The organism is Flavobacterium foetidum (assembly GCF_004634245.1).
GTDB lineage: Bacteria > Bacteroidota > Bacteroidia > Flavobacteriales > Flavobacteriaceae > Flavobacterium > Flavobacterium foetidum.
In genome coordinates this window covers 80,639-103,929 of sequence record NZ_SJTF01000013.1, presented here as the reverse complement: position 1 = coordinate 103,929, position 23,291 = coordinate 80,639, and the positions used below count along the sequence as shown (strand labels likewise).

Below are 23,291 nucleotides of genomic sequence, written 5' to 3'. Positions count from 1 at the left end.
TTATTATGTCAAAAAAAACAATTTATTTCTTAGGCGGTGCAGTTTTATTGATCATCATTATACTTGTTCTTTCAAAATCAGGTGCTCTAGGAAATAAGGATGAAGGGAAAGAAGTAGAAATTGCAAAAGTGGTTGCTTCGACAATTGTAGAAACGGTATCAGCAACCGGAAAAATACAGCCTGAAATTGAGGTGAAAATATCGCCTGAGGTTTCTGGCGAAATTATTCTATTAAATGTAAAAGAAGGCCAAGTAGTTAAAAAAGGAGATTTGTTGGTAAAAATCAATCCTGATTTATACACTTCAAGCTACAATCGTTCGGTTTCTAATTTATCTGGCACAAAGGCAGGATTGACGCAGTCTGAAGCTAGTTTTAAAGAAGCAAAAGCAAATTACGAACGTAATAAAACCTTATACGATAAAGGTGTTATCTCAAAATCTGACTGGGATAAAGCTATTGCTTCGTTTGAGGTGGCAAAAGCTACAAGACAGACTTCTTATTACAATGTTCAGAGTGCATCGGCTTCTGTAAATGAAGCAAAAGATAATTTAGGGCGAACTACCATTTATTCTCCTGCAGACGGAACAATTTCTGTGCTGAATGTGGAATTGGGAGAACGTGTTTTAGGAACGCAGCAAATGGCCGGAACAGAACTTCTGCGTGTAGCAAACCTAAACAATATGGAGGTTGAAGTTGATGTAAATGAAAATGACATTGTAAAAATAAAAATAGGCGATGAAGCAAATGTTGAAGTCGACGCATACCTGAAAAAGAAATTTAAAGGAGTTGTAACCAGCATTTCTAATTCGGCAAGCACGACCTTGACATCAGATCAGGTGACCAATTTTAAAGTAAAGGTTCGTATTTTAAAAGAATCGTATCAGGATTTGCTGGAAGGAAAACCAAGTACTTTTTCTCCTTTCAGACCAGGAATGACAGCTACGGTTGATATTATTACCAAAACCAAAACAAATGTTCTGGCTGTGCCTATTAGCTCGGTTGTGGTAAAATCGGATACAGCAGCGGTAAAAGATTTTAAAGTTGAAGATCCTAACGAGAAAAAAACAGCACCTAAAAATGATGCGAAATTTGAATGTGTGTTTGTGAAATCAGGAGATAAGGCAAAAATCAGAATAATTAAGACCGGAATTCAGGACGACACCAATATTGAGGTGACAAGCGGTCTAAAATCTGGAGATATTGTAATTACAGGACCTTATACCACGGTTTCTAAAGAACTTAATTCGGGTGATAGAGTAAAGCTTAAAAAAGCCGAAACCGCTAAGAAATAATTTTAAGCTTATGATTATTGCATTGCATGGAGGTTTGCCATTGGAAATGTTATATGGATTAGGCGGAGGTTTTTTTGTTGCAGTCTTATATTTTATATTTGCACATTATAAAATGGGAAGAACGGAATATTACAATGAAGAGTTTGTTTATTTTCCCACAATAAAAAAATTAGGTCTTTATTTGGTTTTTCTTTTTGTAAATTCAATAATAGGCTATGTGGTTTTTTTGATTTCTGCTTTTATTATAATGTGGCTTACCCAGATTTAATTTGTTACTAATAAAAAAATAAATACTTTGTCTTTTATTCTCAATATCGAAACAGCGACTAAAAATTGTTCAGTATCAATCGCAAAAGGTGGGGAAACTGTTTTATGCCGGGAAATTGCTGAAGAAGGTTATTCGCATGCCGAAAAGCTTCATGTTTTTATTGAAGAAGTAATTGAGCAGTCTGGAATTACAGTACAAGATTTAGTGGCCATTGCAGTAAGTCAGGGTCCCGGTTCTTATACCGGTCTTAGAATTGGGGTTTCGGCTGCAAAAGGGCTTTGTTATGCCTTAAATATTCCGCTAATAGCGGTAAACACTTTGCAGACACTCGCTTCTCAGGCGGAAGTTTCAGACGGAAAAATTATACCGATGCTTGATGCGCGTCGTATGGAGGTTTACAGCGAAGTTTTTAATCCAGATTTATCAGTACACAGAGCGATAAAAGCGGAGATTATCGAGGAAAACTCGTTTAGCGAATACACCGAAAAAATTTATTTCACAGGCGATTGTGCAGAAAAATGCAAGACGGTTTTAACGAAAGACAATTTTGTGTTTTTGGAAGATGTAAAATACCCTTCAGCATCTGCTATGAGCAAAATCAGTTTTGAGAAGTATCAAAAAAGCGACACGGTCGATGTCGCTTATTTTGAACCTTATTATTTAAAAGATTTTATGATTACCGCTCCCGCTTCAAAAAAATAAATCTATTTATTTCTGTATAGTATAAGGCTGAATAGCAATTCCTGCCTCATCTAAAGCTTCTTTGCATTTTTCTAAAGTTTCAGAAAACACACTTCCGTAATCGGCATTTTTTGCCCACGGACGTACTGCAAAATCTACAGAAGCTGGTGACAAGTTTTTTACAAAAACCTCTGGAGCTGGCTGTTTTAATACTTTAGGATTGTCTGTTAAGACTTTTAAAAGAATATCTTTTGCTTTTTTGATGTCTGAATCGTATGAAACGGCAAAAGTAAAATCGGCTCTTCTTTCTCCCTGCATCGAGTAGTTGATGATGTTTCCGTTAGATAAAGCACCGTTCGGAACAAAAACAGTCTGATTATTTCCAGTAATCATTTTGGTTACAAATATCTGAATTTCGAGAACTGTTGCAATTACTCCCTGCGCTTCTATCGTGTCGCCAACTTTAAAAGGCTTGAAGACAATAATCAGCATTCCGCCGGCAAAATTCGAAAGCGACCCTTGTAACGATAAACCAACCGCAAGACCCATTGCTCCCAAAATAGCAACAAAAGAGGAAGTCTCGATTCCGAGTTTAGAAATGAAGGTTACAAATAATAAAATTCGTAAAGCCCATAACAAAATATCAGCAAGAAATTTAGTCAGTGTCGGGTCTAAATTACGCTGAATCATAATTTTTCTAATAATTCTATTGACCAGTCTTATTGCGTAAAGACCAATAAATAAAATTAAGAATGCAGAAATTAACTTCGGAGAATAATCAACTAAAATCTCAATAAATCGTGTGACATATTTGCTTAATTGTTCCGGATCCATGTTCATGATATTTAAATAAAAAACCTTCTCAAAAGAGAAGGCGTATTAGCGCGGCAAATATAAATATATTTCGCTTATTTGAAAATACAAGTTTCTAGTTTCCTTTTAGCTTAATCAGCATCGATTATAGCTTTTTCGCTCGTATCTACAACATTTTCAGTAACAATTCTTTCTTCTGGATCGCTAGTTAATTCTGCCGTTTTTTCTTTGATAGAGTCGACAGCGTCACTGATAGAATTAACCGTCTTCTCGGCATATTCGCTAAAGGTTTCTTTTGCTTGTTGTGCAAAATCTGCAGCAGTTTCGAGAATCGGTTCAGCAACATCTTTTACGTTTTCGACAGCCTCTTCAGCCAATGCTTCCATTTTTTCGATATAAGATGCAGCGTTTTCAATAGCTTTCTCAATAGTATTTTCGGCTTGAACAGCTAAATCAGACGTAGAATTTTTAGCAGTGCCGAATACATTCTTGAAAAATGAAGTTAGTCCCATAGTTTTACATTAATTGGTTAGGGTCACAATATTAATTAATTTTTGGATTAGTAATTATTTTTTAGAGGGGAATTGATTGACAGCTAATGATTAATCATAAAAAAAGCGCCTCATAAGAGACGCTTTAATATGTTTGATTTTAGTTTAAGCATTTGAAGCTTCTACTTTAATTGCTTCATCGTTTAGCATGCTTTTCAGCATATTTTCGATACCGCTTTTCAAGGTAAATGTAGAAGAAGGACAACCGCTGCAAGCTCCTTGCAATAATACTTTTACTGTTTTATCCTCTTCATTGTAAGATTCAAAAGCAATATTTCCTCCGTCGGCCGCAACAGCTGGTTTTACATATTCTTCTAAAATATTAATGATTTGCTGAGAAGTAACATCTAATTTGTCAAAAGCTTCATCTTTTGCAGTATCATTTTTTGCTGTGGTTTGAATCAGACTTTCGTCTAATACAGTTCCGCCGTTTTCGATAAATTGTTTAATGAAAGTTCTTAATTCTAAAGTAATTTCAGACCAATCATTGATATCATATTTAGTAACCGAAATATAATTCTCGTCAATAAAAATCTCTTTCACATACGGAAATTTGAATAATTCCTGAGCCAGCGGAGAAGAAGCTGTCTGGTCGATATTTTTATACTCGACAGCATTTCTGGTTAACATTCTGCTTACCACAAATTTTAATGCAGACGGATTTGGAGTTGTTTCTCCGTAAACTGTAATTGGCTGTTTTTTGGCTTTGTTTTCCTCGGCTTTTATAATAACGCCGCCTTTTTCAACAAAAGCAGCAATCTGCTCTGCAACGGCATCTTTTACATCGTCCCAATCAACAATGCTGTATCTTTCGATAGCAATAAAATTTCCAGAGATATAAACGGTTTTTACGAATGGTAAATAAAACAGTTGCTGCGCAAGAGGAGAAGCTTGTGCTTCATCGATATTTTTGAACTCAAAATTCTGATTTTGAGTGATGAAGTCCTCGAATTCAAACTTTAAAATAGTTGGATTTTGAGTCTCTTTTATAGTGATTTTTGTCATGGTAGTATATTTTTTGCAAATTTAGTAAAGTTATTTTCTACTAATAGCTATATTTGATTTTTTAATAAAATAATTAAGACTCTATTCAAATAATTCGTACTAAATTGCAGTAGTAAAAATTATATCGAAATAAAATTGCCTTTATGAAATTAAAAATCAAGGTTTTATTAATTTTTTTCATTTGGTCTTTATATTCTTATTCCCAAGAAGGAATACCGGTTTATTCAGATTATTTGTCCGATAATTACTACCTGTTACACCCTTCTATGGCGGGTGCTGCGAATTGTGCCAAAATACGATTGACTGCCAGAAAACAATGGTTTGGACAAGAAGATGCGCCATCACTGCAGACATTGAGTTTTAACGGAAGGGTAGGTGAACGTTCGGGTGCAGGAATTATACTTTTTAATGATAAAAATGGTTATCATTCTCAAAAGGGAGTAAAGCTGACTTATGCACACCATATATTATTTTCGAGAGATGAAATAGATTTAAATCAGTTGTCTTTCGGTATTAGTGGAGGAGTAATTCAGAATCAGCTGGACGAAACGAAATTCGGTACAACGGTGGATCCACTTATAACTGGTTCTGTACTAAACGATTCTTACTTTAATCTGGATGTTGGTGCTTCATACAATTATCTGAATTTTTACGCTCATGCTACGGTGCAGGGTTTAATTGAGACCCGAAGACAATTGTATTCGGATTACGAAAGCGATAATCTGCGAAAATATCTTCTGAGTGCCGGATATGTATTTGGCAAAAGAGAAAAAATTACATGGGAGCCTTCTATCTTATTTCAAATGTTTGACCAGACTAAAGAGAAATCTATTGATTTGAATATGAAAGCTTATAAAAACATGGATTTCGGAAGTTTATGGGTCGCTTTATCCTACAGAAGAAGTTTTGATGGAGCTCAGTATCTTTCTGGAAATACTTTATCAACCCAAAAGTTGCAATACTTTACGCCTATTATTGGCATAAACTTCAAGAATTTTATGTTTGCGTACACGTACACGCAAGTAACCGGCGATGTCAAATTTGATAACGGTGCCTATCATCAAATTACGCTCGGGATTAATTTATTTTGTAAAAGAGAACGTTACGATTGTAGCTGTCCTGCTATTAATTAAAATATTATGCTGATTAAAGCTGTAAACGGAAAATCTCCTCAAATTCCAGAGGATTGTTATGTTGCCGAAAACGCCACTATTGTTGGAGAGGTTTCTTTGGGAGCATCTTGTAGTGTATGGTTTAATGCGGTTATTCGTGGTGATGTTAACTTTATTAAAATCGGAAATAAAGTTAATATTCAGGATGGTGCGGTAATTCACTGCACGTATCAAAAACATCCAACGATTATAGGAAACAATGTCTCCATCGGGCATAATGCGATTGTACACGGTTGTACCATTCACGACAATGTTTTAATCGGTATGGGAGCAATTGTTATGGATAATTGTGTGGTAGAAAGCAATTCAATAATTGCAGCTGGAGCAGTCGTTACGCAAAATACAGTGGTAACATCAGGTTCTATTTATGCCGGAGTTCCTGCTAAAAAAGTAAAAGATATAGACCAGTCTGATTTTGCCGGAGAAATCGAACGCATTTCTAATAATTACGTGATGTATTCGAGCTGGTTTAAGAATGAAGAACAATAAAGAGAAAATCCCAAAATTTTTAATTTCCAAATTCCAAACAGGGTCAAACCCATTGGGATTTGGATTTTTTTATTTAAAATTTTACAATTAAAAAATCGTTCCTGAAATATTGGAATTTGGAATCTTAACCCTATAGGTTGATTTTCTCAAAAAAAGCATTTTTATAGCTTTCGCTGATAGGAATTCTTTTGTCGCTTATCAAAACCTTGTTTTTCTGAATCGATTTTACATGTTTGATATTGATAATGTAAGATCTATGGATTCGTGCAAATCCTTTACTCGAAAGTAGGTTTTCTAATTTTATAAGACTTATCAAGGTCAAAGTAAATTTGTTGTCTGTAGTATAAATCTTGACATAGTCTTTTAAGCCTTCAATAAAAAGAATATCAGCAAAATTTAGTTTTACATTTTCATATTCAGCACGAACAAACATAAAATCCTGATCAATTTCTGGAGCGGTAGTGGTTTCAGCTCCCATCTGAGCTGGAGTGACAGCAGGGCTTACAAGCTGTTGGGCGCGTACAACCGATTTTAAAAAACGATGAAACGGGATGGGTTTAACCAGATAGTCTACTGCACCAAGATTAAAACCTTCTACTGCATAATCAGAATAGGCTGTGGTAAAAATCACTAGCGGTTTTTTTTCTATAGTATTTAGAAAATCAATTCCGGAGAAATGTGGCATCTGAATATCAAGAAAAATCAAATCAACATTGTTCTGATTGATAAATGAAACCGCGTCTATAGCATTGTTAAATGTGTTTATCAATTCTAAAGAATCAACTTTTTTGACAAAATCTTCTAATAATTCTACTGCTAAAGGTTCGTCATCAATGATTACACATTTCATCTGCTTAAAATTAAGATTATAAAATTTTTGTCGTTCAAAAGTAAATTTAAACCAGTAAATTATGTTTTAAAATTTTCATAAAATACTGGTTGTTTTTAGTTTATGCGTTAACCGTAATCGTTTTGGCTAAAGTGTAACCGTCTGTTAGATTGCCGGTTATAGTGGCTAGTTCCTCAGATAAGCTGTCTGAAAAAATACTATCTCTTGCGTTTGAAGTATCAGCCTGTCCGTGTGCGGCATAATTGGTGCTGGCATAGACGGTGCTTGAAATATTTTCAGGAAAAGCAATTTGCGTAACCAATAAAGAATTACCACTACGTGTTAAAACTTCTACGTGTACGTGCGGAGCTCTTCCCTGATACCAACCAGGATAAATAGAAATAAATGAAACATTCCCGTTGGCATCAGTAGTTTGTCTTCCTCTCAGGAAATGGACAGTGGTGTAATCGGTCTGTTGCATTTGCGTTCCTCCGTATTCAGAATAATTTCCGTCTTTGTCGCAATGCCATACATCTACCAAAACACCCTGAAGCGGTTCACAATTATTATTTTTATTTTCAATGGTGAGATTAATCAATAGCGCAATGCCGACGCGGTCAGATTTGATGTTTTCTAAAACGAGCTGGCTTGGCGTCTTAATCGGAAAGGGCCCTTTGGTTTCTGATGGAGAAACAGTACAGATTCCGTCACCAGAATTTGACGATTCGTCATCATTGTCGCTTTTAGAACATGATTCTAAAAACTTTGTTGCGCCTGCTATCGAGGCAATTCCCAAAATACCATTTCGGATGAATTTTTTTCTGTCCATAATACGTTCTGTTTAATGAATTGCGGTTTTTATTTCATCTAGTTTTAAATTCAAATGAACTTTGAAATAATTATTATCTTGAGTAATGGTAAGTTCGTGTGCGTTTGGATACAGAAGATTAAGGCGGTTTTGGATGTTTGCCAATCCGATTCCTGAATTTTCGGGATCTTTTACATAGTTTTCAATCGTATTTTCTATCCAGAAATCGAGACTGAATTCTGAGATAACTATTCTAATTCTAACATGCGCCGCACCCTTGTAATCGGTTCCGTATTTGAATGCATTTTCGACAAAAGAAATCAGCAACAACGGCTCGATGAATTTGTTCCTTGTGTCGCCATGAACATTGATTACGATATCCTCGATATTGTTTAGCCTTAGTTTTTGAAGTTCTATATAATTTTGGATATAATTGATTTCTTTCTCTAAAGCCACCGTTTTATTGTCTGTTTCATAAAGCATATAACGCATGAGTTCAGACAGCGTTACGATAGCATCAGGAACCAAATCAGATTTTTTATGTGCAAGCGAATAAATACTGTTTAACGAATTGAATAAAAAATGCGGATTGGTTTGTTTGCGCAGATAAATCAATTCTGTATTTGTTCGATGCGTTTCGGCAATCAATTTGTTTTGCTGATTATTGTAGAATTCAGTCAATGTTCGAATAATTGCACTTATTGTAATAATCAGAATATAGAAAAACGATGGGCCTATTTTAAAAAACAGGGGTTGTCGTCTTATTTCAATTCTGTGTGGCATTCGATGTTGCGGAAAAAAATGCGGATCGGGCGGAACCATTCTTGCCGGAACAATGTTTTCGGGTCTTAAATGCCTAAATTCGGGAATAAAATAATTTATTCGGATAATCATGAAAACGGCAATAAGAATAAAGACAAAGATGAAATAAAGCCAATACTTTTTTTGCAATAAAAAGGCGGGTACCAAATAAAAATAGTTGAAATAAAACAACATAATTCCGGTAAACCATTGTACGTAAAAATCATTGTTAATCTTAAACGGACTTTCGTAAAACTGAATTAAGGATGTCAGAATAAAAAATACCCATATTGCGCAATGGAATAATACTTTTGTATAGCCGGTATTTTTAATGGTATCTAGCTGCATCAGAATTTTATTTTTAATAAAATTAAATCTTTTTCGGTTACCGTAGGCGATATCTTCTGTTTGAGTTTTTCTTTTACAAGTACGGCAACTTTTAAGGCATCTTCTTCTGTTGCAAAACTTTTGGTCTCATTAATAACAGGAATAATAGATTGTTTAATTAGAATTTTGCCCTTGTACGCAATCGAATAGCCCCAGCCGGAATTTGTCTTAAAAGATGCTGTCTGTAGAGGGTCTTTTTTGGCACAGGCTGTAAACTGCAAAATCAGTATCAGAAAAGCTAAATTCTTCCAGACCGAAGTCGGGAAGAATTGTTTCTTATTAATTATCATCATCATTTTGTTCTTCCAACGGTTTAAATTCCCATGCATCGTCAAAGTAGGTAGAACCGATTCTTCCAAGCATGTAAAATCCGCGATTATTGATGGCAAAACCAACAGCGTCTGTACGCGTTGCACCTTCCATTGCCGTTCTTTCAACCCATAAATCTGTAGACGGATTGTACTCCCAAACTGTTTTTATGCTTTCGCCTCCTACGATATAACCCAATCCGTTCATAGAAAAACTCGAAGCGTTCGCACGTACAATTGCATATTCGTCGTTGTAGCTATAATCGTCGTTAGTATCTTTATCTACATCACGTTTTCTGGTCCACACCTCTGTTGCCGGATCAAATTCCCAGAAATCCTCTTGGTAAACTCCATTGTTGATGCCGGTAACCAAATAAGCTTTGTCTGCAATTACAAATACAGTGGCATTACGTCTTTTATTGCCGCTGAAACCGTTTACCAATGTCCAGGTATTGGCTTGGTCATCGTACTGATAAAAATCTTTCAAATAATTTCCGTCATAACCTGTCCCAAAATATGCTTTTCCGCCCGCTTGAAATCCCACTGCGGCGTAACGAGCCGTTCCAGCAAAATCGGCTTTTTGAGTCCAGCTGTTGCTTACAGGGTCGTATTGGTAAAAATCTTTAAGTCTATTGGTTCCGTCATAACCAAGGCCAACATAGCCTTTATCGTTCAGAGCAAAACTAGAAGCAGAACTTCTCCCAACTCCTGTAAAATTGGCTTTTTGTTCCCAATAATCTCCGTTCGAGTTGTACGCCCATAAATCTTTTAGATATTCATCTCCTGTGTAGCCTGCCGCAACATAAGCATAATCGCCTATAACAAAACTTGTTGCACTAGATCTAGCGGGGCCGTCAAATGCTGATTTTTTAATCCAGTTTCCGATTAGCTCGTCATCTTCATTATCATTGCTGCAGCTTACAACAAAAAGGCTCGAAAAAAGTATCGTGAATAATATTCCTTTTTTTAGATTAATCATAGTGTATTGAATTTTATTGTTTGTATTTGATGCCTATTCCTAAAACATAACCATTCCTAGTCGCAAAATCATAAACCTTATGATTGTCACTGTCGAGAAGATTGTATTTTTTATTAAAATCATATCCGGCTTTAAAGTTTAAAAACCAGTTTTTATCAACATTTCTTTCATATTCAAGTGCAGCAGTCATCTGCGACATAGAAGCTTTTGAAGCATTGACATCTAATTGAAATTTATTGTCTAACTGATAAAAATTTCCATTAAAACTATTAGTAAGACTAAATATGTTGCGACTATTGTTTGAATACGAAATTTTCGAATCAGGAAAACCAAGCAAAACAGATGCGCTTTTGTTAAATTGATAACTCAAAGACAGCAATGGCATAAATTTGGGATAACCCAAGGCAGCTGTTCTTCCAGCTCCGATATTTATTTCTGTTTTGGAAGTCAATTTGTATTTAAAACCAACGCTTCCTAAAACTGTAAAATCGGAAAAATCCAGTCGTTGCTGAAAATTTGCTGTTGGAATAAATACTGCATTCCACGTTGACTTTTCTGAGATTTCATGTAAAAACTCAAATCGGTTCAAAATCTGATTCATACCATTCAAATTGGTTAAATCTTCATACTGACTGATTTCATAATTAACATTCAAATTCGAATATCCAAACTGATTGGTAATCTTGTTTTTGCTTCCAATGTTTTTAGCATAAATCAAATCGATATTCGTCTGATTGAAATTGATTTTCTCAGTTGGTTCCGTTTTAACCGAAACAGTAGCTGAGAAATTTTCCTGTGCCTTCAGACTGAAGGACGAAACCAAAAAAACAGCACCGATTAAAAACCTTTCTTTCATTATTAATTTTATTGGTCCAAAAGTAGGCTGAGCGCTGTTTTAAAAAAAAGAATATATATGTATGCTAGATTTCGATAGACAAAACGGGCTTTTTTAAGGGCGAATGATAAGAAGAGAGCGTCTAACAATTTGTAGATGTTTTTATGCCGTCTACAGTCTAAAAAAGCGGGTTTGTATATGTTATAGTGCGGTGCAGAAGTGCGCCTTTTATATTTGCTCAAAAATATTGATTATGCACAAGTTTATATTGACATTGTTTTTTGCGATAACAATGATTTCATGCGGAACCGATACCGACACGGGGGAGTTTGTCGTGGGGTCAGATTATCTCGCGTTGAGTAATAAGGTAATTATGATTGATACTGTTTCGGTGGATATGTCGACAATAAATTTTGATTCATTGGTTACTTCCAGCCAAAGCAGAATTTTGATTGGCAATTATGATGATCCGGTTTTTGGAAAAGTTAAATCAAACAGTTATTTCCAGCTTTCAACCAGTACTTATTCGTTGATTAACACAGGTTCTGACACAGAGTCTGTAAATTTTGTATTCGATTCGATTTCGATGATTCTTAAGTATGACAATTATTACTACGGTGATACCACAAAAGTTCAGACATTTAATATCCACAGACTTAATCAAAAGGTAAAACCAAATACAGACGACAGTAAGTTTTACAATAATTCAGCTTTGAGTTATGATACCGAAAGTTTAGGAGCTATTTCTTTTATACCAAGACCAACTCAAAAGGACTCTATCAATATCAGGATGAATGATGAGTTTGGCGCAGCTCTTTTTCAAAAGATCAAGAAAAGGGAAATCAATGATTTTACCAGTTTTACAGAATATTTTAAAGGATTGGTTTTAGTTCCCGATACTTCGAATTCATCTAGTATAATAGGATTTGACGTATCTACGAGCAAAGTCAGGATGTATTATTCAAAATACCAAGCCAATACCGATGAGGTTTCGTATGTAATCGATTTTACGATTTCTGATCTTGCTAAACAATTTAATGCTGTTTCTCTAGATAAAACAGGAACGTTACTGCAGAATCTCCCCATTTCCAGCAGCCGGCTATCGAGTCTTCTCACCGGCAATCAGGGTTATATTCAGTCTGGCACGGGGGTGGCCTGCAGGATTGATTTTCCTAATATAAAACAACTTAAATACATTTCTGATAATGGAGCAATTGTAGACGCTCAATTAATCTTAAAACCAGTTAATAATTCGTATTCTGCTAAATATCCACTGGCAGATTCGTTAACGGTTTATGTTGGAGACAATCTGAACAGGATCAGCGGTTCGATGGTTAATTCTGCAGGAACGGCCGTGTACGGAATCTTAAACAAAAAAAGTGACGAGTTTAACGAAAATGTAGGATACTACATTCCGGTCGGAAATTTTCTTCAGAAAGAAATGCTGAAAACCTCAGATTCAAGGTCATCATTGATTTTAACACTGCCGGGTATCTCTAAATCTGTCAACAGAATTGTTTTGGGCAATCAAAAACATTTGAACAATAAAATTCAATTGAAAATTTATTACATCTCTTATTAAATGAAAAATAAACTCTTTTTATGCTGCTTTCTTGTGTTCACCATCGTAGGATCGGCCCAGAGTATTTCAAGTTCACCGTATTCGCTTTATGGAGTAGGAAGCTTGTATGAATCAGATTTTGGTTATTTGCCATCGATAGGGTCTTCCGGGATTGCGCTTCCATCGAATACATTTATCAATAATTTAAATCCGGCTTCATTAGGATTTATGCCTCAGAATCATTTTATGTTTGATATTGGAGGCAAGGCCATAGCAACTACCTATCAGAACAGTTCAAAATCTGAAAAACGAAATAATTTTCAGTTTTCGCATCTCGCTTTTGCTTTTCCTGTTACCAAAAGCTCTGGTTTTAGTGTTACATTGCAACCTTATTCGAGCGCAGCTTTTAAGATCTCAAATCTTAAGATTCCGATTACTGATAGTCAAGAATACTATTACTTGACAGCAGCAGGTTCAGGAGGTTTGAACAACTTGAATTTCTCTTACGGATATAGATTTGGAAAAAATGTCACTGTGGGAGCTTCTGCAGCACTTCTGTTCGGAAATACGGTAGACGACAGAGCATTTCTAATTCAGAATGCTATTACAACTATTCACAAAAAAACAGATTACAATGGTTTTCGAGGTATTGTAGGAGCGCAGTTCAAAATTGATTCTACGCTCACGGTCGGAACGACTTTTAAGCTGCCTTCGCAGATTAGAGCTTCAAAAGTTCAGTCTGTTTCGGTCATAGCAGATGAAGTCGAAACTTCTGTAGAATCAGACGTTGCTTCTGATGTTGATGATTATTACATGCCTTTGGAAGTTGGTTTTGGAATCAGCAAACGTTTTAAAAATAATCTCAATTTGACACTAGATTACGAAAGAAGTTTCTGGAATGACACCAATCAATCAGAATGGTACGGAGATTTTGTAAATCAGGATAGGTATGCCTTGGGTTTTACATACAGTGCTAAAAAGAATATTCGAAAATATTGGGACAGGGTGCAGTATGCCGCGGGTGCGAGTTTTGATACAGGTTATCTAGAAGTTGACGGAAAAAGAGTCAACAACGCTTCGCTGTCTATCGGTCTTTCACTTCCTATCGAAAACACTTTTACGGCTCTTAATATTTCGTATTCCTACGGTCAGAAAGGAAGAATCGCAAACAATCTCATTAAAGAGAATTATCATAAAATATCCCTCAATTTATCACTTGACGGAATCTGGTTCCTTAAGCGAAAAATAGAATAGCTTTAAAAGTCCTTATAAACCACAGGATACTTATAATCTAAAATTGATTCTAAAACTTTAGGGTCTGAATTTACATAAAATTCAGGCTCTTCTTGTTTGTTTTCAGTAAAACCTGTTTTCTCACGAAGAACATTTTGCGTCTGTCTGGCAACCGCTTCGCCAGAATCTATAATCTGAATATGATCGGGAAGGATTTTTTTGATTTGAGGAAGTAAGTAAGGATAGTGAGAACAGCCCAAAACAAGATAATCGATGTTAGCTTCAATCATTGGTTGTAGGTATGATTCTAACAATTGAGTCATTTCAGGAGAATTCAGGTTTCCGTCCTCAATCAACTGCACCAGTCCGTGGCCTACTTGTTCAATAATGGTAGTATGCTGAAACATTTCTGCAGTTTTGTTGAATAATTCGCTGTTCAAAGTTCCTTGAGTAGCAAGAATGCCGATAACTTGTGTTTTCGAATTATTGGCTGCAGGTTTTATGGCAGGCTCGATTCCAATAAACGGAACGTTGTATTCTTCTCGCAGCTCTCGAATTGCATTTGTTGTTGCGGTATTGCAGGCTACAACAATTAACTTGCAATTTTGCGCCAATAAATAATCAACATTCTTTCTGCTCAATGCAACAATTTCGTCTTTGGTCTTTTGTCCGTAGGGAGCATTTTTGCTGTCTGCTAGATAGATAGTTTTTTCATTTGGAAGTAATTCATGTATGGCTTTCCAGATTGAAGTGCCGCCAATGCCGGAATCAAAAATGCCTATAGGATTGTTGTTTGTCATAAAGCAAAATTACAATTTTTACAATAAATTTTATTCTAAGTTAAGCCAATTCAGCAAATATTAATGCAAATAGTTTTTAATTTATTGTAAAAAAAAACTGCTCAAAATTAGAGCAGTTTTTAATCATTTTTTTGGTTCTTAGAAACCTAAATCTTTTTTTACGTCAGCAGTAATGTTTGGACCATCAGCTAATAATAGAGTAGAACCGTCTAAGATATATTGGAAACCTTTAGCTTTTCCAACTTTTTGAATAGAAGCTCTTACTTTTTCCATTAATGGCTTAACGATGTCAGTTTCTTTTTGCTGTAATTCTTTTTGAGCATTATCTCTGTAAGAAGTAATTCTGTTTTGCATATCCTGAACTTCTTTAGAACGCTCAGCATTAACATCCTCCTTTACAGTTGCAGCTTCAGCTTCGTACTTTTTGATTTTAGTTTGGTATTCTTCAATCATTTTTTTGTATTCAGCGTCATATGTACCACTTAATTTTTGTAGTTGATTTTGTGCATCAAGCATTGCAGGCATTTTTGACATGATCTCGCTGACATCTACATGGGCTACCTTCGCTTGCGCGTTCATTGTGTTGCTTGCTCCTAAAACTAATATTGCAGCAATTAGTAAAGTTTTGATTTGTTTCATCATTTTTAAAATATTAATTAATTATTGGTCGTATTTGATTTTTGTTGTTCGGCTTCTTTTGCTTTTTTAGCCGCTTCACGTTCCTCTAAAATTTTCTTCCTTCTTTCTTCTAATTCTTTTTTACGTTGTTCGTACAATAATTGTCTTTCTTCAGCTTTTGTCATTGTTGGCTCAGCAGTTGTCTGAGTTGCAGCGGGTTTTTCTGAAGTGCCAGTTTTTGCCGTTTCTGTTGTTGTCGGAGTGGCGTTTGTTGTTTTTGGCGTTTCAGTTGTTTTAGCTGTTTCAGAAACCGTGCCATTTTTTTTAGCTGCTCGTTCTGCGGCAAGTGCATTTCTTCTGTCATCATATTCCTTCTTTTTGGCTTCTTGCTCTAATTTTCTGTCTTGAATCAGTTTTTCGCGGGCCGCTCTTCTCTCATCTAATGCTTTCTGTCTTTCGGCCATTGCCGGATTTTCATCTATGGCATTTTCAAGATTCTCTTTAGCTTCCTGTTCTTTTAGCTGTTTTTTAGTCAGCTGTTCGCGTTTTTCGGTACGATTTAAAATACGTATTACCTGATCGCTGATATCAAATCTTGTGTTGCTGAAAAGCATTGTTAGATCTGATGATTTATCAAAAATAAAGTCATAATTTTTAGCCTCTGCTATATCTTGTACAGCAGTAAAAACCTGATCTTGAATTGGCTTTGCTAATGCCGCTTTTTGTCTGATTAGATTTCCGTCAGAACCGAATTGTTTTTGCTGATAATCCAGCATTTCGGTTTCAAGAAATTTTATCTCGGTTTCTCTCTCTTCAATTAATTCTTTGGTAAGCAAAGCTTTTTCGGCTTTTAAACTTTCCTTCAGCGTATTTATATTTAACTTTTTGGTTTCAATTTCCTGTTTCCATTTTTGAGCTTTTAGCTCCAATTGAGATACAGCTTCCTTATAATCAGAAACATTCTCCAAAATGTATTCCATGTCGATGTAGCCAATCCTAGTCGTTCTTCCTTGTGCCTGACTTGTATTTGCTACAATCAAGGCTAAAAATATAAATAAAAACTGTTTCTTCATAACATAACTTTATTTGATGATTTTTAACCAAACGAAATTTGTCTAAAATTGTTGTCCAATAATAAAGTGTGTCTCCCAGCCATTAGCTTTTGTCTGCCCTGGAAGAGGATCAAATCCATAACCAAAGTCAATTCCTAATAATCCGAAAGCTGGCATGAATACACGTAAACCTGCACCGGCAGAACGATTTAAATCAAACGGGTTGTAATCTTTGAAAGTTGGGTATGATGAACCAGCTTCTAAGAATGTCAATGCAAAAATCGATGCAGACGCTTTTAATGTAATCGGATAACGTAATTCCATAGAGAACTTGTTATAGATTGTTGCTCCAATTGCATCTCCAACTCTGTTGACCGGTGTAAGAGAGTTATTTGGATAACCTCTCAATTGGATGGTCTCTCTACCGTCCATTGAATAGTTTGCCATACCATCACCACCTAAGTAGAAACGCTCAAAAGGAATAACACCACGATCTTGATTGTATGCTCCTAAGAATCCGAACTCTGTTAAGGTTCTTAAGACTAATTTTCCGTATACTTTTGTATACCAGTCACCTTTAAATTTAACTTTATAATACTCAAGCCAGTTGTACTTTTGCTGATCTACTTTGGCAGGATCTGCAGCAGCTTCCTGATAGGTACTTACTTTGTTTGAATTTGCATCAATATAATCGCCAGCGTTTACGATAACTCCGTTGTTGTCTTCATACGTTGAAGTTGCTTTCGCCTTATACTCTTCTTTCTCTCCTAATTTTGCATAATCTATTCCGTTGAACAATGAATAAGGAGGTGTGATTTTCGCAGAAATACTAAACTCAGAACCGTAAGTTGGGAATATCGGGTTGACCCCTTTATTACTTCTAGAAATTCCGATTGTATAAGCTAAGTTTCTTGAGGCACCATTACCAAAGGTAAATAATCCTGTGTTGTAATTGTTCAAGTCATAATGCTGGTAACTCAAAGATTGTGATAATACAAAGTAGTCATCTGGTACTGTAAGTCTTTTCGCTAAACCAACTTGTACTGTAAAAATATTAAAACTTTTGCTCTTATCTACACTTCTGGTATAGAAATTATTCAGAAACTGCTTACTATACGAGATAGATGAGCTAAATTGTACTGGCTTTTTACCGCCAAACCATGGTTCTGAGAAAGAGACACTATAGGTTTGGAAATAAGTACTTCCCTGTAAACGAAGCGCTACCTTTTGACCATCTCCCATTGGAAGAGGTTTGTATGATTCTTTATTGAATATATTACGGGCAGAAAAGTTGTTGAACGAAAGTCCCAACGTTCCGATGAAACCACCTCCGCCATATCCACCTTGCAGCTCCACTTGGCTTGATCCTTTTTCTACCAGTTGGTATTCGATGTCAACAGTTCCTGCTGCTGGATCAACGTTTCTAAATTCAGGTTTAATAGCCTCAGGATCGAAAAATCCTAACTGTCCGATTTCACGAATAGTTCTTACTAACTCTTCTTTGCTGTATTTGTTTCCAGGTTTTGTTCTTAACTCACGATAGATAACATGGTCGTTTGTTTTGTCGTTTCCTGTAACATAAATTTTATTGAAGTAAGCGATAGGACCTTCAGTAACTCTAATTTCAAAATCGATTGTATCGTTTACGGTTTTTACCTCAACGGCATTGATTTTAGAGAAAAGATAACCATTATTCTGATACAAGTTTGTAATGTCTTCTCCGTCTGGTTTTGAGTTGTCAGCGATTCTTTTTTCAAGCAAAACGCCATTATAGACTTCTCCTTTTTTAATTCCAAGATAACGGTTTAGCTGTTGGTCTGAATAGACTGTGTTTCCTAAAAATTTAATGTTTCCGAAGTAGTATTTGTTTCCTTCTTCTACGTTAATCTTTATGGCAAGCATGTTTTTCTCCTTGTTATACTTAACAGAATCGTAAATAATACGGGCATCGCGATATCCTTTTTCTTTGTAGGCTGCAATAACTTTCTCTAAGTCGCTCTTGTATTTTTCAGGAATAAATTTAGACGCCTTAAATACACGCAGTATATTTTTCTGCTTAGTATCTTTCATTGCAGATCGCAATTGGCTGCCTGTCAATTGTTTGTTTCCGGTAAACTCAATTTTGCTGATTTTTACCTTGTCGCCTTTGTCTACACGTACAAGCATGTTTACTTGATTGCCGGCAGTAGTATCTGGGGTAGTGGTAATAACAACTTTTGTGTTGTAGAAACCGTCTTTTTTGTATTTATTTTCAATATAATTTTTGGTGGTCGTAATTAAGTTTTCATTGACTATTTTGTTTTTAGTCAGGTTGTTATCTTTAATTAATCCTTCGACTTTGCTTTTCTTAACCCCAACGATTTTTACTTCGTTTAATTTTGGAAGCTCGACTATATTCAAATCAAGGAAAATACTGTCGTTTTCTATCTTATTAACGTAGAAAGCGATTTCGTCAAAAAGGCCAAGCTTTCCTAATTTTTTAATTGCGCTGCTTATTTCTTCTCCTGGCACAGTGATTTCCTGCCCTTTTTGAAGACCTGAGAAGGTAACAACGGTTTGCTCATTAAAACTTATTTTACCAACAACAGAAACTTTGGCCAGTATATATGTCTTACCCTGATCAAAAGGAACTCTTTCTTGTGCTTTTATTTGTGAAAAACTACCCAGTAAAAGAAGGGTAAAGACTATTTGTATTTTTTTTTGCAACACTAAAAAATTATTTAATTTGTTCACTGGTTTTTCCAAATCTACGTTCTCTTTTTTGATAACTAATAATAGCCTCATATAAATCTTGGTCTTTAAAGTCTGGCCACAAGACATTAGTAAAATACAATTCTGCATAAGCGATCTGCCAAAGCAAAAAATTACTTATTCTATGTTCTCCGCTTGTTCGTATTAATAAATCTACATCGGGTAAATTTTGCGTGTAAAGATGCTCATTTATAATTGAATCGTCAATAGTGTCTATTGAAATTATATTATTTTTAACTTTATTACTTATTGACTTTACAACGTTTACCAATTCTTCTCTGGATCCGTAGCTCAGCGCAAGTGTAAGGGTTAAGCGGGTATTGTTTTTGGTTTTTTCAATTACGTCCAAAAGTTCTTTTTGGGCCGATTTTGGAAGTTTTTCAAGATTGCCAATTGCATTAAGGCGAATATTGTTTTCCTGTAAAGTAATAAGTTCTTTTTTTAAGGAATTGATAAGAATCTTCATCAAGGCTTCAACCTCCAATTTCGGGCGATTCCAGTTTTCTGTAGAAAATGCATAGAGTGTCAGGTATTCAATACCTAATTTGGCGCAGGTCTTAATGGTTTCTTTTACAGATTTTGTTCCGTTTTCGTGGCCAATAGCACGTAAAAAACCTTGTTGTTTGGCCCAGCGTCCATTACCGTCCATAATAATGGCCAGATGTCTAGGTAAGTTCGATTGATCTATAGATTCTAGTAAATTCATTTTATTCTGCGCAATAGCAAGGTTTTTGTCCAAAAGTATAAGTTAAGGTAATGCCCGAAAAGACATACCAGTCATTGTTGTTGAGATTTCCAAATTTTAAGATGTTGGCACTGCCCGTATTCGGATTGCTTCCGTCCAAATTGTCTGTAAATGTGTATCGAACGCCCGCCTCAAGTCCTAAAACAAAATTAGGCGTTACATTTGATTTTACTCCTAATATAATAGGTATAGCAAGTGAGCTCGAATTAACAGAATAAAGCTGATTTGGATTTGCGGCATAACGGTATAGGCCATCGTAAAGAAAAAAGCTGAGTCCCGAATATATATAAGGAGTCACTTTAGTGTGATAATCGTGAAGGTTGAAATCTAAAAAATTGAATTCTAATCCTGCAGAAAATTCTTTTACATCATTTTTAAATCGATATCCTCTTTGGTTTCGTCCTGTCTCTTCAGATTTTAAATCGTTTCCAGAGATTGAAGACTGCATATAAGAAAACCTATAAGAATGTCTTGGACTTCTATTCCATTTATACAACACCCCAAAGGTAATTTTTTCTGGGGCAATATAGGTGGTTCTTCCTACGTCGCCTACAAAGTTGCTTCCGCCAAGAAACACACCAAGCTCGTTTATTTGAGCATTAAGTGTAATAAAGGGGAAAAAACATAACAATAAATTAAAAATTTTCTTCATTTAATTCAAAATTGCGTGCAAATATAATAATTATCGATACGAATCAACGTTCCTTTATATAAATGTGCTTTTTTTTCAATTTAATATATGATTTTGAGCAATTTAATGACGATTCGTTATGTGCAAAACGAGAAAATATAGCATTATCGTATAGTGAAAAACAAGAAAAGAAATTAATTTCTCTTGTCTTCGCCCCATAGCAATTTGTTTCTTAGTGTTTTAAGGAAGGTTTCGCCCGGAATCTCTATCATTTTTATTTTATAATCTGTTTTTTTGATTTTTAAAACAGATTCGTTTTTGACTGAGGAAATTCGTGAATCAAGAGAAACCAAATACTGATCTTCTCTGCCCGAAACTTTAAGCGTAATTTCTGTATCGTCTGGAATTACAAGCGGCCTTGCAGTTAAATTATGCGGTGCTATAGGGGTAATTACAAGACTTTTTACGTCTGGTGTCAGTATAGGGCCACCGCAACTTAAAGAATATCCTGTAGAGCCCGTTGGTGTAGAAATGATTAATCCATCTGCCCAGTAAGAATTCAGATACTCATTGTTGAGATAGGTTTCTACAGTAATCATCGAGGTGGTGTCTTTTCGGCTAACTGTGACTTCATTCATAGCAAAGTTAAGCTCTTCAAAAGCATCGTTATAAGGCTCACAAGTCAGTCCAAGTAAAGTTCGATCAGAAGTCGTGTAATTGCGATCAATCACGTACTGCAGCAGGCTGTCAATATTTTCTTTTTGGACTTTGGCCAAAAAGCCCAAACGACCGGCGTTTATTCCTAAAAGCGGTATCTCAGAATTCCGAACTAATGCCGCGGCACGTAAAATAGTTCCGTCTCCGCCAATACTGATCAGCATTTCAAAAGTATTATCTAAAGTGGTTCCTGGAGAAAAAGTTTTGTATTCTTTTTTTACAAGCTGTTTCTCGTAAAGCATATTGAGGAAATTTTCTTCAATTACCATTTCAACCTGATTAGAATTGAAAAACGAGAAAATATCTTTAATAATAGGTTCTGTGCTGTTTTGATAATATTGTCCGTAGATGGCTATTTTCATTCTTTTTAAATTAGAGAATTGTCAATGTGTCAATTAGATAATCGGAAAATGCGAAAATTATCTAATTAACTAATTTTCTCATTGTCACATTCATAAATTTATATATTAAGATATTTGTCTAAGTAATCGGATCGTTCTTTGAGGCTATTAATATAGGTATCTTCCTGATGTTCTGAAATGATTTCGTACCCATATCTTCTGTAAGTCTGAATGATTTCATTCATGGCTCCCAAGCCTATTTTTACGGTAATTTGAACATTTTCTGTGTCGGCCTCAGAAACAAAACAGCCCAAAACTTTACCATTGTTGCTTTCTACTATCTGAGTTACTTCGCTCATAGAATAGTCCAAAAGGCCTTTTTGCACTATAATAATACCACCCTGTTCTTTTAGAAAAGGTGTTTCCTGAAAAAACTTCATAATATCTTCCATTTCATAATAACCGATATAGTTATTGTTTTCATCAAGAATAGGAAGGGTGTTGGTGTGGTTTTTTGCGAAAATTTCGAGTACATCGAGCCAAATCATCGATTTTCTGGCAAAAAAGCGTTCGAGAGCATATTTGTAATCAATTGCTTTTTTGTCTATATCAAACGTATCAACATCATTTGAAGCAATGCTGCCAATAAAAATTCCATCCTCTAAAACTGGGAAATGAGAGAAGTTGAGATCGGCAAAAAAGTCCTGAACCGAGGCTATCGTTTCCTGACTATCGATCGCTCTAAAATCGTTGTTGATGTAGTTGGTAATTTCTGTCATAAGTCAATTGAAGATATGTCCTGCAAAATAATCAAAAAATACCAAAAACGCTGTGTTTTACTTTGTATTTTTGTGCTGACAAATATATGTTACTAGAATTAATTATCTATATATATGACAAAGTTAAGTGTAAATATCAATAAAATTGCCACGCTTCGTAATGCACGAGGCGGAAATGTTCCTGATTTATTAAAAGTAGCCACAGATATTCAGAAATTTGGAGCGCACGGTATCACGATTCATCCGCGTCCAGACGAGCGTCATATACGTTATCAGGATGCAAGAGATTTAAAAGCTATCGTAACGACAGAATATAATATTGAGGGAAATCCGCAGCATAATTTTATTGATTTGGTCTTAGAATGCAAACCAGATCAGGTTACACTGGTGCCCGATGCTATTGGAGCAATAACTTCGTCTGCGGGCTGGGATACTGTAAAAAATCAGAACTATTTGGCTGAAGTGATTCAGGAATTTCAAAAAAACGGAATCAGAACTTCAATTTTTGTAGACCCGGTTTTAGAAATGATTGAAGGTGCCAAGAAAACAGGAACAGATCGAATTGAATTGTACACAGAGGCTTTTGCGCATCAATACGATCTTGGAAATAAAAACGGAATTGATCCCTATGTAAAAGCGGCACAATTGGCAAACGAATTAGGATTAGGAATTAATGCAGGTCATGATTTAAGTTTAGATAATGTTCAGTTTTTCAAACAAAATATTCCTGGGTTATTGGAAGTGTCAATTGGACATGCCTTGATTTCAGAAGCACTTTATCTTGGTTTGGATAATACTGTAAATATGTATTTGAATAAATTGAAATAATATTTTTATTAAACAAT

General features: G+C 35.3%; 25 protein-coding genes. 8 read left to right on the top strand and 17 right to left on the bottom strand.

All coding sequences use genetic code 11. The annotated features are described in order from the left end of the window. Positions 1-5 precede the first annotated feature (5 nt). From E0W73_RS16525 to tsaB, 3 genes are read left to right on the top strand one after another with little or no spacing between them, the layout of a single operon-like run. Complete coding sequence (locus tag E0W73_RS16525; RefSeq protein ID WP_135223150.1) at positions 6-1,292, top strand: efflux RND transporter periplasmic adaptor subunit; 1,287 nt, start codon at positions 6-8, stop codon at positions 1,290-1,292. A 10-nt stretch (positions 1,293-1,302) separates the two neighbouring features. Further along, positions 1,303-1,560 carry a hypothetical protein gene (locus E0W73_RS16520; protein ID WP_135223149.1) on the top strand — a complete coding sequence of 86 codons (258 nt, stop codon included), beginning with the start codon at positions 1,303-1,305 and terminating at the stop codon, positions 1,558-1,560. A 27-nt stretch (positions 1,561-1,587) separates the two neighbouring features. Next, positions 1,588-2,262 (top strand): tRNA (adenosine(37)-N6)-threonylcarbamoyltransferase complex dimerization subunit type 1 TsaB, encoded by a 675-nt coding sequence (tsaB, locus tag E0W73_RS16515; protein WP_135223148.1) that lies wholly within the window; start codon positions 1,588-1,590, stop codon positions 2,260-2,262. A 6-nt stretch (positions 2,263-2,268) separates the two neighbouring features. Here tsaB and E0W73_RS16510 read toward each other — a convergent pair whose 3' ends face one another. From E0W73_RS16510 to E0W73_RS16500, 3 genes are all read right to left on the bottom strand, one after another. Continuing rightward, the gene (locus E0W73_RS16510) at positions 2,269-3,081 is read right to left on the bottom strand and encodes a mechanosensitive ion channel family protein (protein ID WP_135223147.1); all 813 of its coding nucleotides are present in this window, start codon (positions 3,079-3,081) and stop codon (positions 2,269-2,271) included. Between the two features lie 104 nt (positions 3,082-3,185). Then, the gene (locus tag E0W73_RS16505) at positions 3,186-3,566 is read right to left on the bottom strand and encodes a YtxH domain-containing protein (RefSeq protein ID WP_135223146.1); all 381 of its coding nucleotides are present in this window, start codon (positions 3,564-3,566) and stop codon (positions 3,186-3,188) included. A 144-nt stretch (positions 3,567-3,710) separates the two neighbouring features. Continuing rightward, a complete protein-coding gene (locus E0W73_RS16500) occupies positions 3,711-4,610 on the bottom strand; it encodes a NifU family protein (RefSeq protein WP_135223145.1) in 900 nt (299 codons plus the stop codon). Positions 4,611-4,753: 143 nt separating this feature from the next. Here E0W73_RS16500 and E0W73_RS16495 point away from each other — a divergent pair, with 143 nt between their 5' ends. Both E0W73_RS16495 and E0W73_RS16490 read left to right on the top strand, forming a co-directional pair. Beyond that, the gene (locus E0W73_RS16495) at positions 4,754-5,743 is read left to right on the top strand and encodes a PorP/SprF family type IX secretion system membrane protein (RefSeq protein WP_135223144.1); all 990 of its coding nucleotides are present in this window, start codon (positions 4,754-4,756) and stop codon (positions 5,741-5,743) included. A 6-nt stretch (positions 5,744-5,749) separates the two neighbouring features. Beyond that, entirely contained in the window at positions 5,750-6,271 is a 522-nt protein-coding gene (locus tag E0W73_RS16490) for a gamma carbonic anhydrase family protein (RefSeq protein WP_135223143.1), read from the top strand. Positions 6,272-6,401: 130 nt separating this feature from the next. Here the strand turns inward: E0W73_RS16490 and E0W73_RS16485 are convergent, their stop codons facing one another. From E0W73_RS16485 to E0W73_RS16460, 6 genes are all read right to left on the bottom strand, one after another. Beyond that, a complete protein-coding gene (locus tag E0W73_RS16485) occupies positions 6,402-7,121 on the bottom strand; it encodes a LytR/AlgR family response regulator transcription factor (protein WP_135223142.1) in 720 nt (239 codons plus the stop codon). A 100-nt stretch (positions 7,122-7,221) separates the two neighbouring features. Next, positions 7,222-7,929: a dioxygenase family protein gene (locus E0W73_RS16480; RefSeq protein WP_135223141.1), complete on the bottom strand. Its 708-nt coding sequence runs from the start codon at positions 7,927-7,929 to the stop codon at positions 7,222-7,224. Between the two features lie 12 nt (positions 7,930-7,941). Continuing rightward, positions 7,942-9,057, bottom strand: coding sequence for a sensor histidine kinase (locus E0W73_RS16475; protein ID WP_135223140.1), 1,116 nt, complete (start codon positions 9,055-9,057; stop codon positions 7,942-7,944). Further along, entirely contained in the window at positions 9,057-9,392 is a 336-nt protein-coding gene (locus tag E0W73_RS16470; RefSeq protein WP_244248498.1) for a DUF4907 domain-containing protein, read from the bottom strand. Before E0W73_RS16470 ends, E0W73_RS16475 begins: the two co-directional genes overlap by 1 nt. Continuing rightward, entirely contained in the window at positions 9,376-10,383 is a 1,008-nt protein-coding gene (locus E0W73_RS16465) for a Kelch repeat-containing protein (RefSeq protein ID WP_135223139.1), read from the bottom strand. Before E0W73_RS16465 ends, E0W73_RS16470 begins: the two co-directional genes overlap by 17 nt. Positions 10,384-10,396: 13 nt before the next feature. Continuing rightward, entirely contained in the window at positions 10,397-11,239 is an 843-nt protein-coding gene (locus E0W73_RS16460) for a DUF6268 family outer membrane beta-barrel protein (RefSeq protein ID WP_135223138.1), read from the bottom strand. A 232-nt stretch (positions 11,240-11,471) separates the two neighbouring features. Here E0W73_RS16460 and E0W73_RS16455 point away from each other — a divergent pair, with 232 nt between their 5' ends. After that, complete coding sequence (locus tag E0W73_RS16455) at positions 11,472-12,800, top strand: DUF4270 family protein (protein WP_135223137.1); 1,329 nt, start codon at positions 11,472-11,474, stop codon at positions 12,798-12,800. Beyond that, complete coding sequence (locus tag E0W73_RS16450; RefSeq protein WP_135223136.1) at positions 12,801-14,033, top strand: aromatic hydrocarbon degradation protein; 1,233 nt, start codon at positions 12,801-12,803, stop codon at positions 14,031-14,033. Positions 14,034-14,035: 2 nt separating this feature from the next. Here the strand turns inward: E0W73_RS16450 and murI are convergent, their stop codons facing one another. The 8 genes from murI to E0W73_RS16410 form a co-directional block, all read right to left on the bottom strand. Next, entirely contained in the window at positions 14,036-14,812 is a 777-nt protein-coding gene (murI, locus tag E0W73_RS16445) for a glutamate racemase (RefSeq protein ID WP_135223135.1), read from the bottom strand. Between the two features lie 138 nt (positions 14,813-14,950). Then, positions 14,951-15,454, bottom strand: coding sequence for an OmpH family outer membrane protein (locus tag E0W73_RS16440; RefSeq protein WP_208730544.1), 504 nt, complete (start codon positions 15,452-15,454; stop codon positions 14,951-14,953). A 14-nt stretch (positions 15,455-15,468) separates the two neighbouring features. Then, on the bottom strand, positions 15,469-16,503 hold the full coding sequence (locus E0W73_RS16435) for an OmpH family outer membrane protein (RefSeq protein ID WP_135223134.1): 1,035 nt from the start codon (positions 16,501-16,503) through the stop codon (positions 15,469-15,471). A gap of 42 nt (positions 16,504-16,545) precedes the next feature. Further along, positions 16,546-19,266, bottom strand: coding sequence for a BamA/OMP85 family outer membrane protein (locus tag E0W73_RS16430; RefSeq protein ID WP_135223133.1), 2,721 nt, complete (start codon positions 19,264-19,266; stop codon positions 16,546-16,548). After that, a complete protein-coding gene (locus E0W73_RS16425) occupies positions 19,199-19,939 on the bottom strand; it encodes an isoprenyl transferase (protein ID WP_135223132.1) in 741 nt (246 codons plus the stop codon). Before E0W73_RS16425 ends, E0W73_RS16430 begins: the two co-directional genes overlap by 68 nt. Position 19,940: 1 nt before the next feature. Further along, positions 19,941-20,630 carry a type IX secretion system protein PorG gene (porG, locus tag E0W73_RS16420; protein WP_135223131.1) on the bottom strand — a complete coding sequence of 230 codons (690 nt, stop codon included), beginning with the start codon at positions 20,628-20,630 and terminating at the stop codon, positions 19,941-19,943. 173 nt (positions 20,631-20,803) lie between these two features. Beyond that, complete coding sequence (locus E0W73_RS16415; protein WP_135223130.1) at positions 20,804-21,688, bottom strand: NAD kinase; 885 nt, start codon at positions 21,686-21,688, stop codon at positions 20,804-20,806. A 98-nt stretch (positions 21,689-21,786) separates the two neighbouring features. Continuing rightward, a complete protein-coding gene (locus E0W73_RS16410; protein WP_135223129.1) occupies positions 21,787-22,446 on the bottom strand; it encodes a CBS domain-containing protein in 660 nt (219 codons plus the stop codon). 114 nt (positions 22,447-22,560) lie between these two features. On the opposite strand from E0W73_RS16410, the gene E0W73_RS16405 reads away from it, so the two are divergent. Next, entirely contained in the window at positions 22,561-23,274 is a 714-nt protein-coding gene (locus E0W73_RS16405) for a pyridoxine 5'-phosphate synthase (protein ID WP_135223128.1), read from the top strand. Positions 23,275-23,291 lie beyond the last annotated feature (17 nt).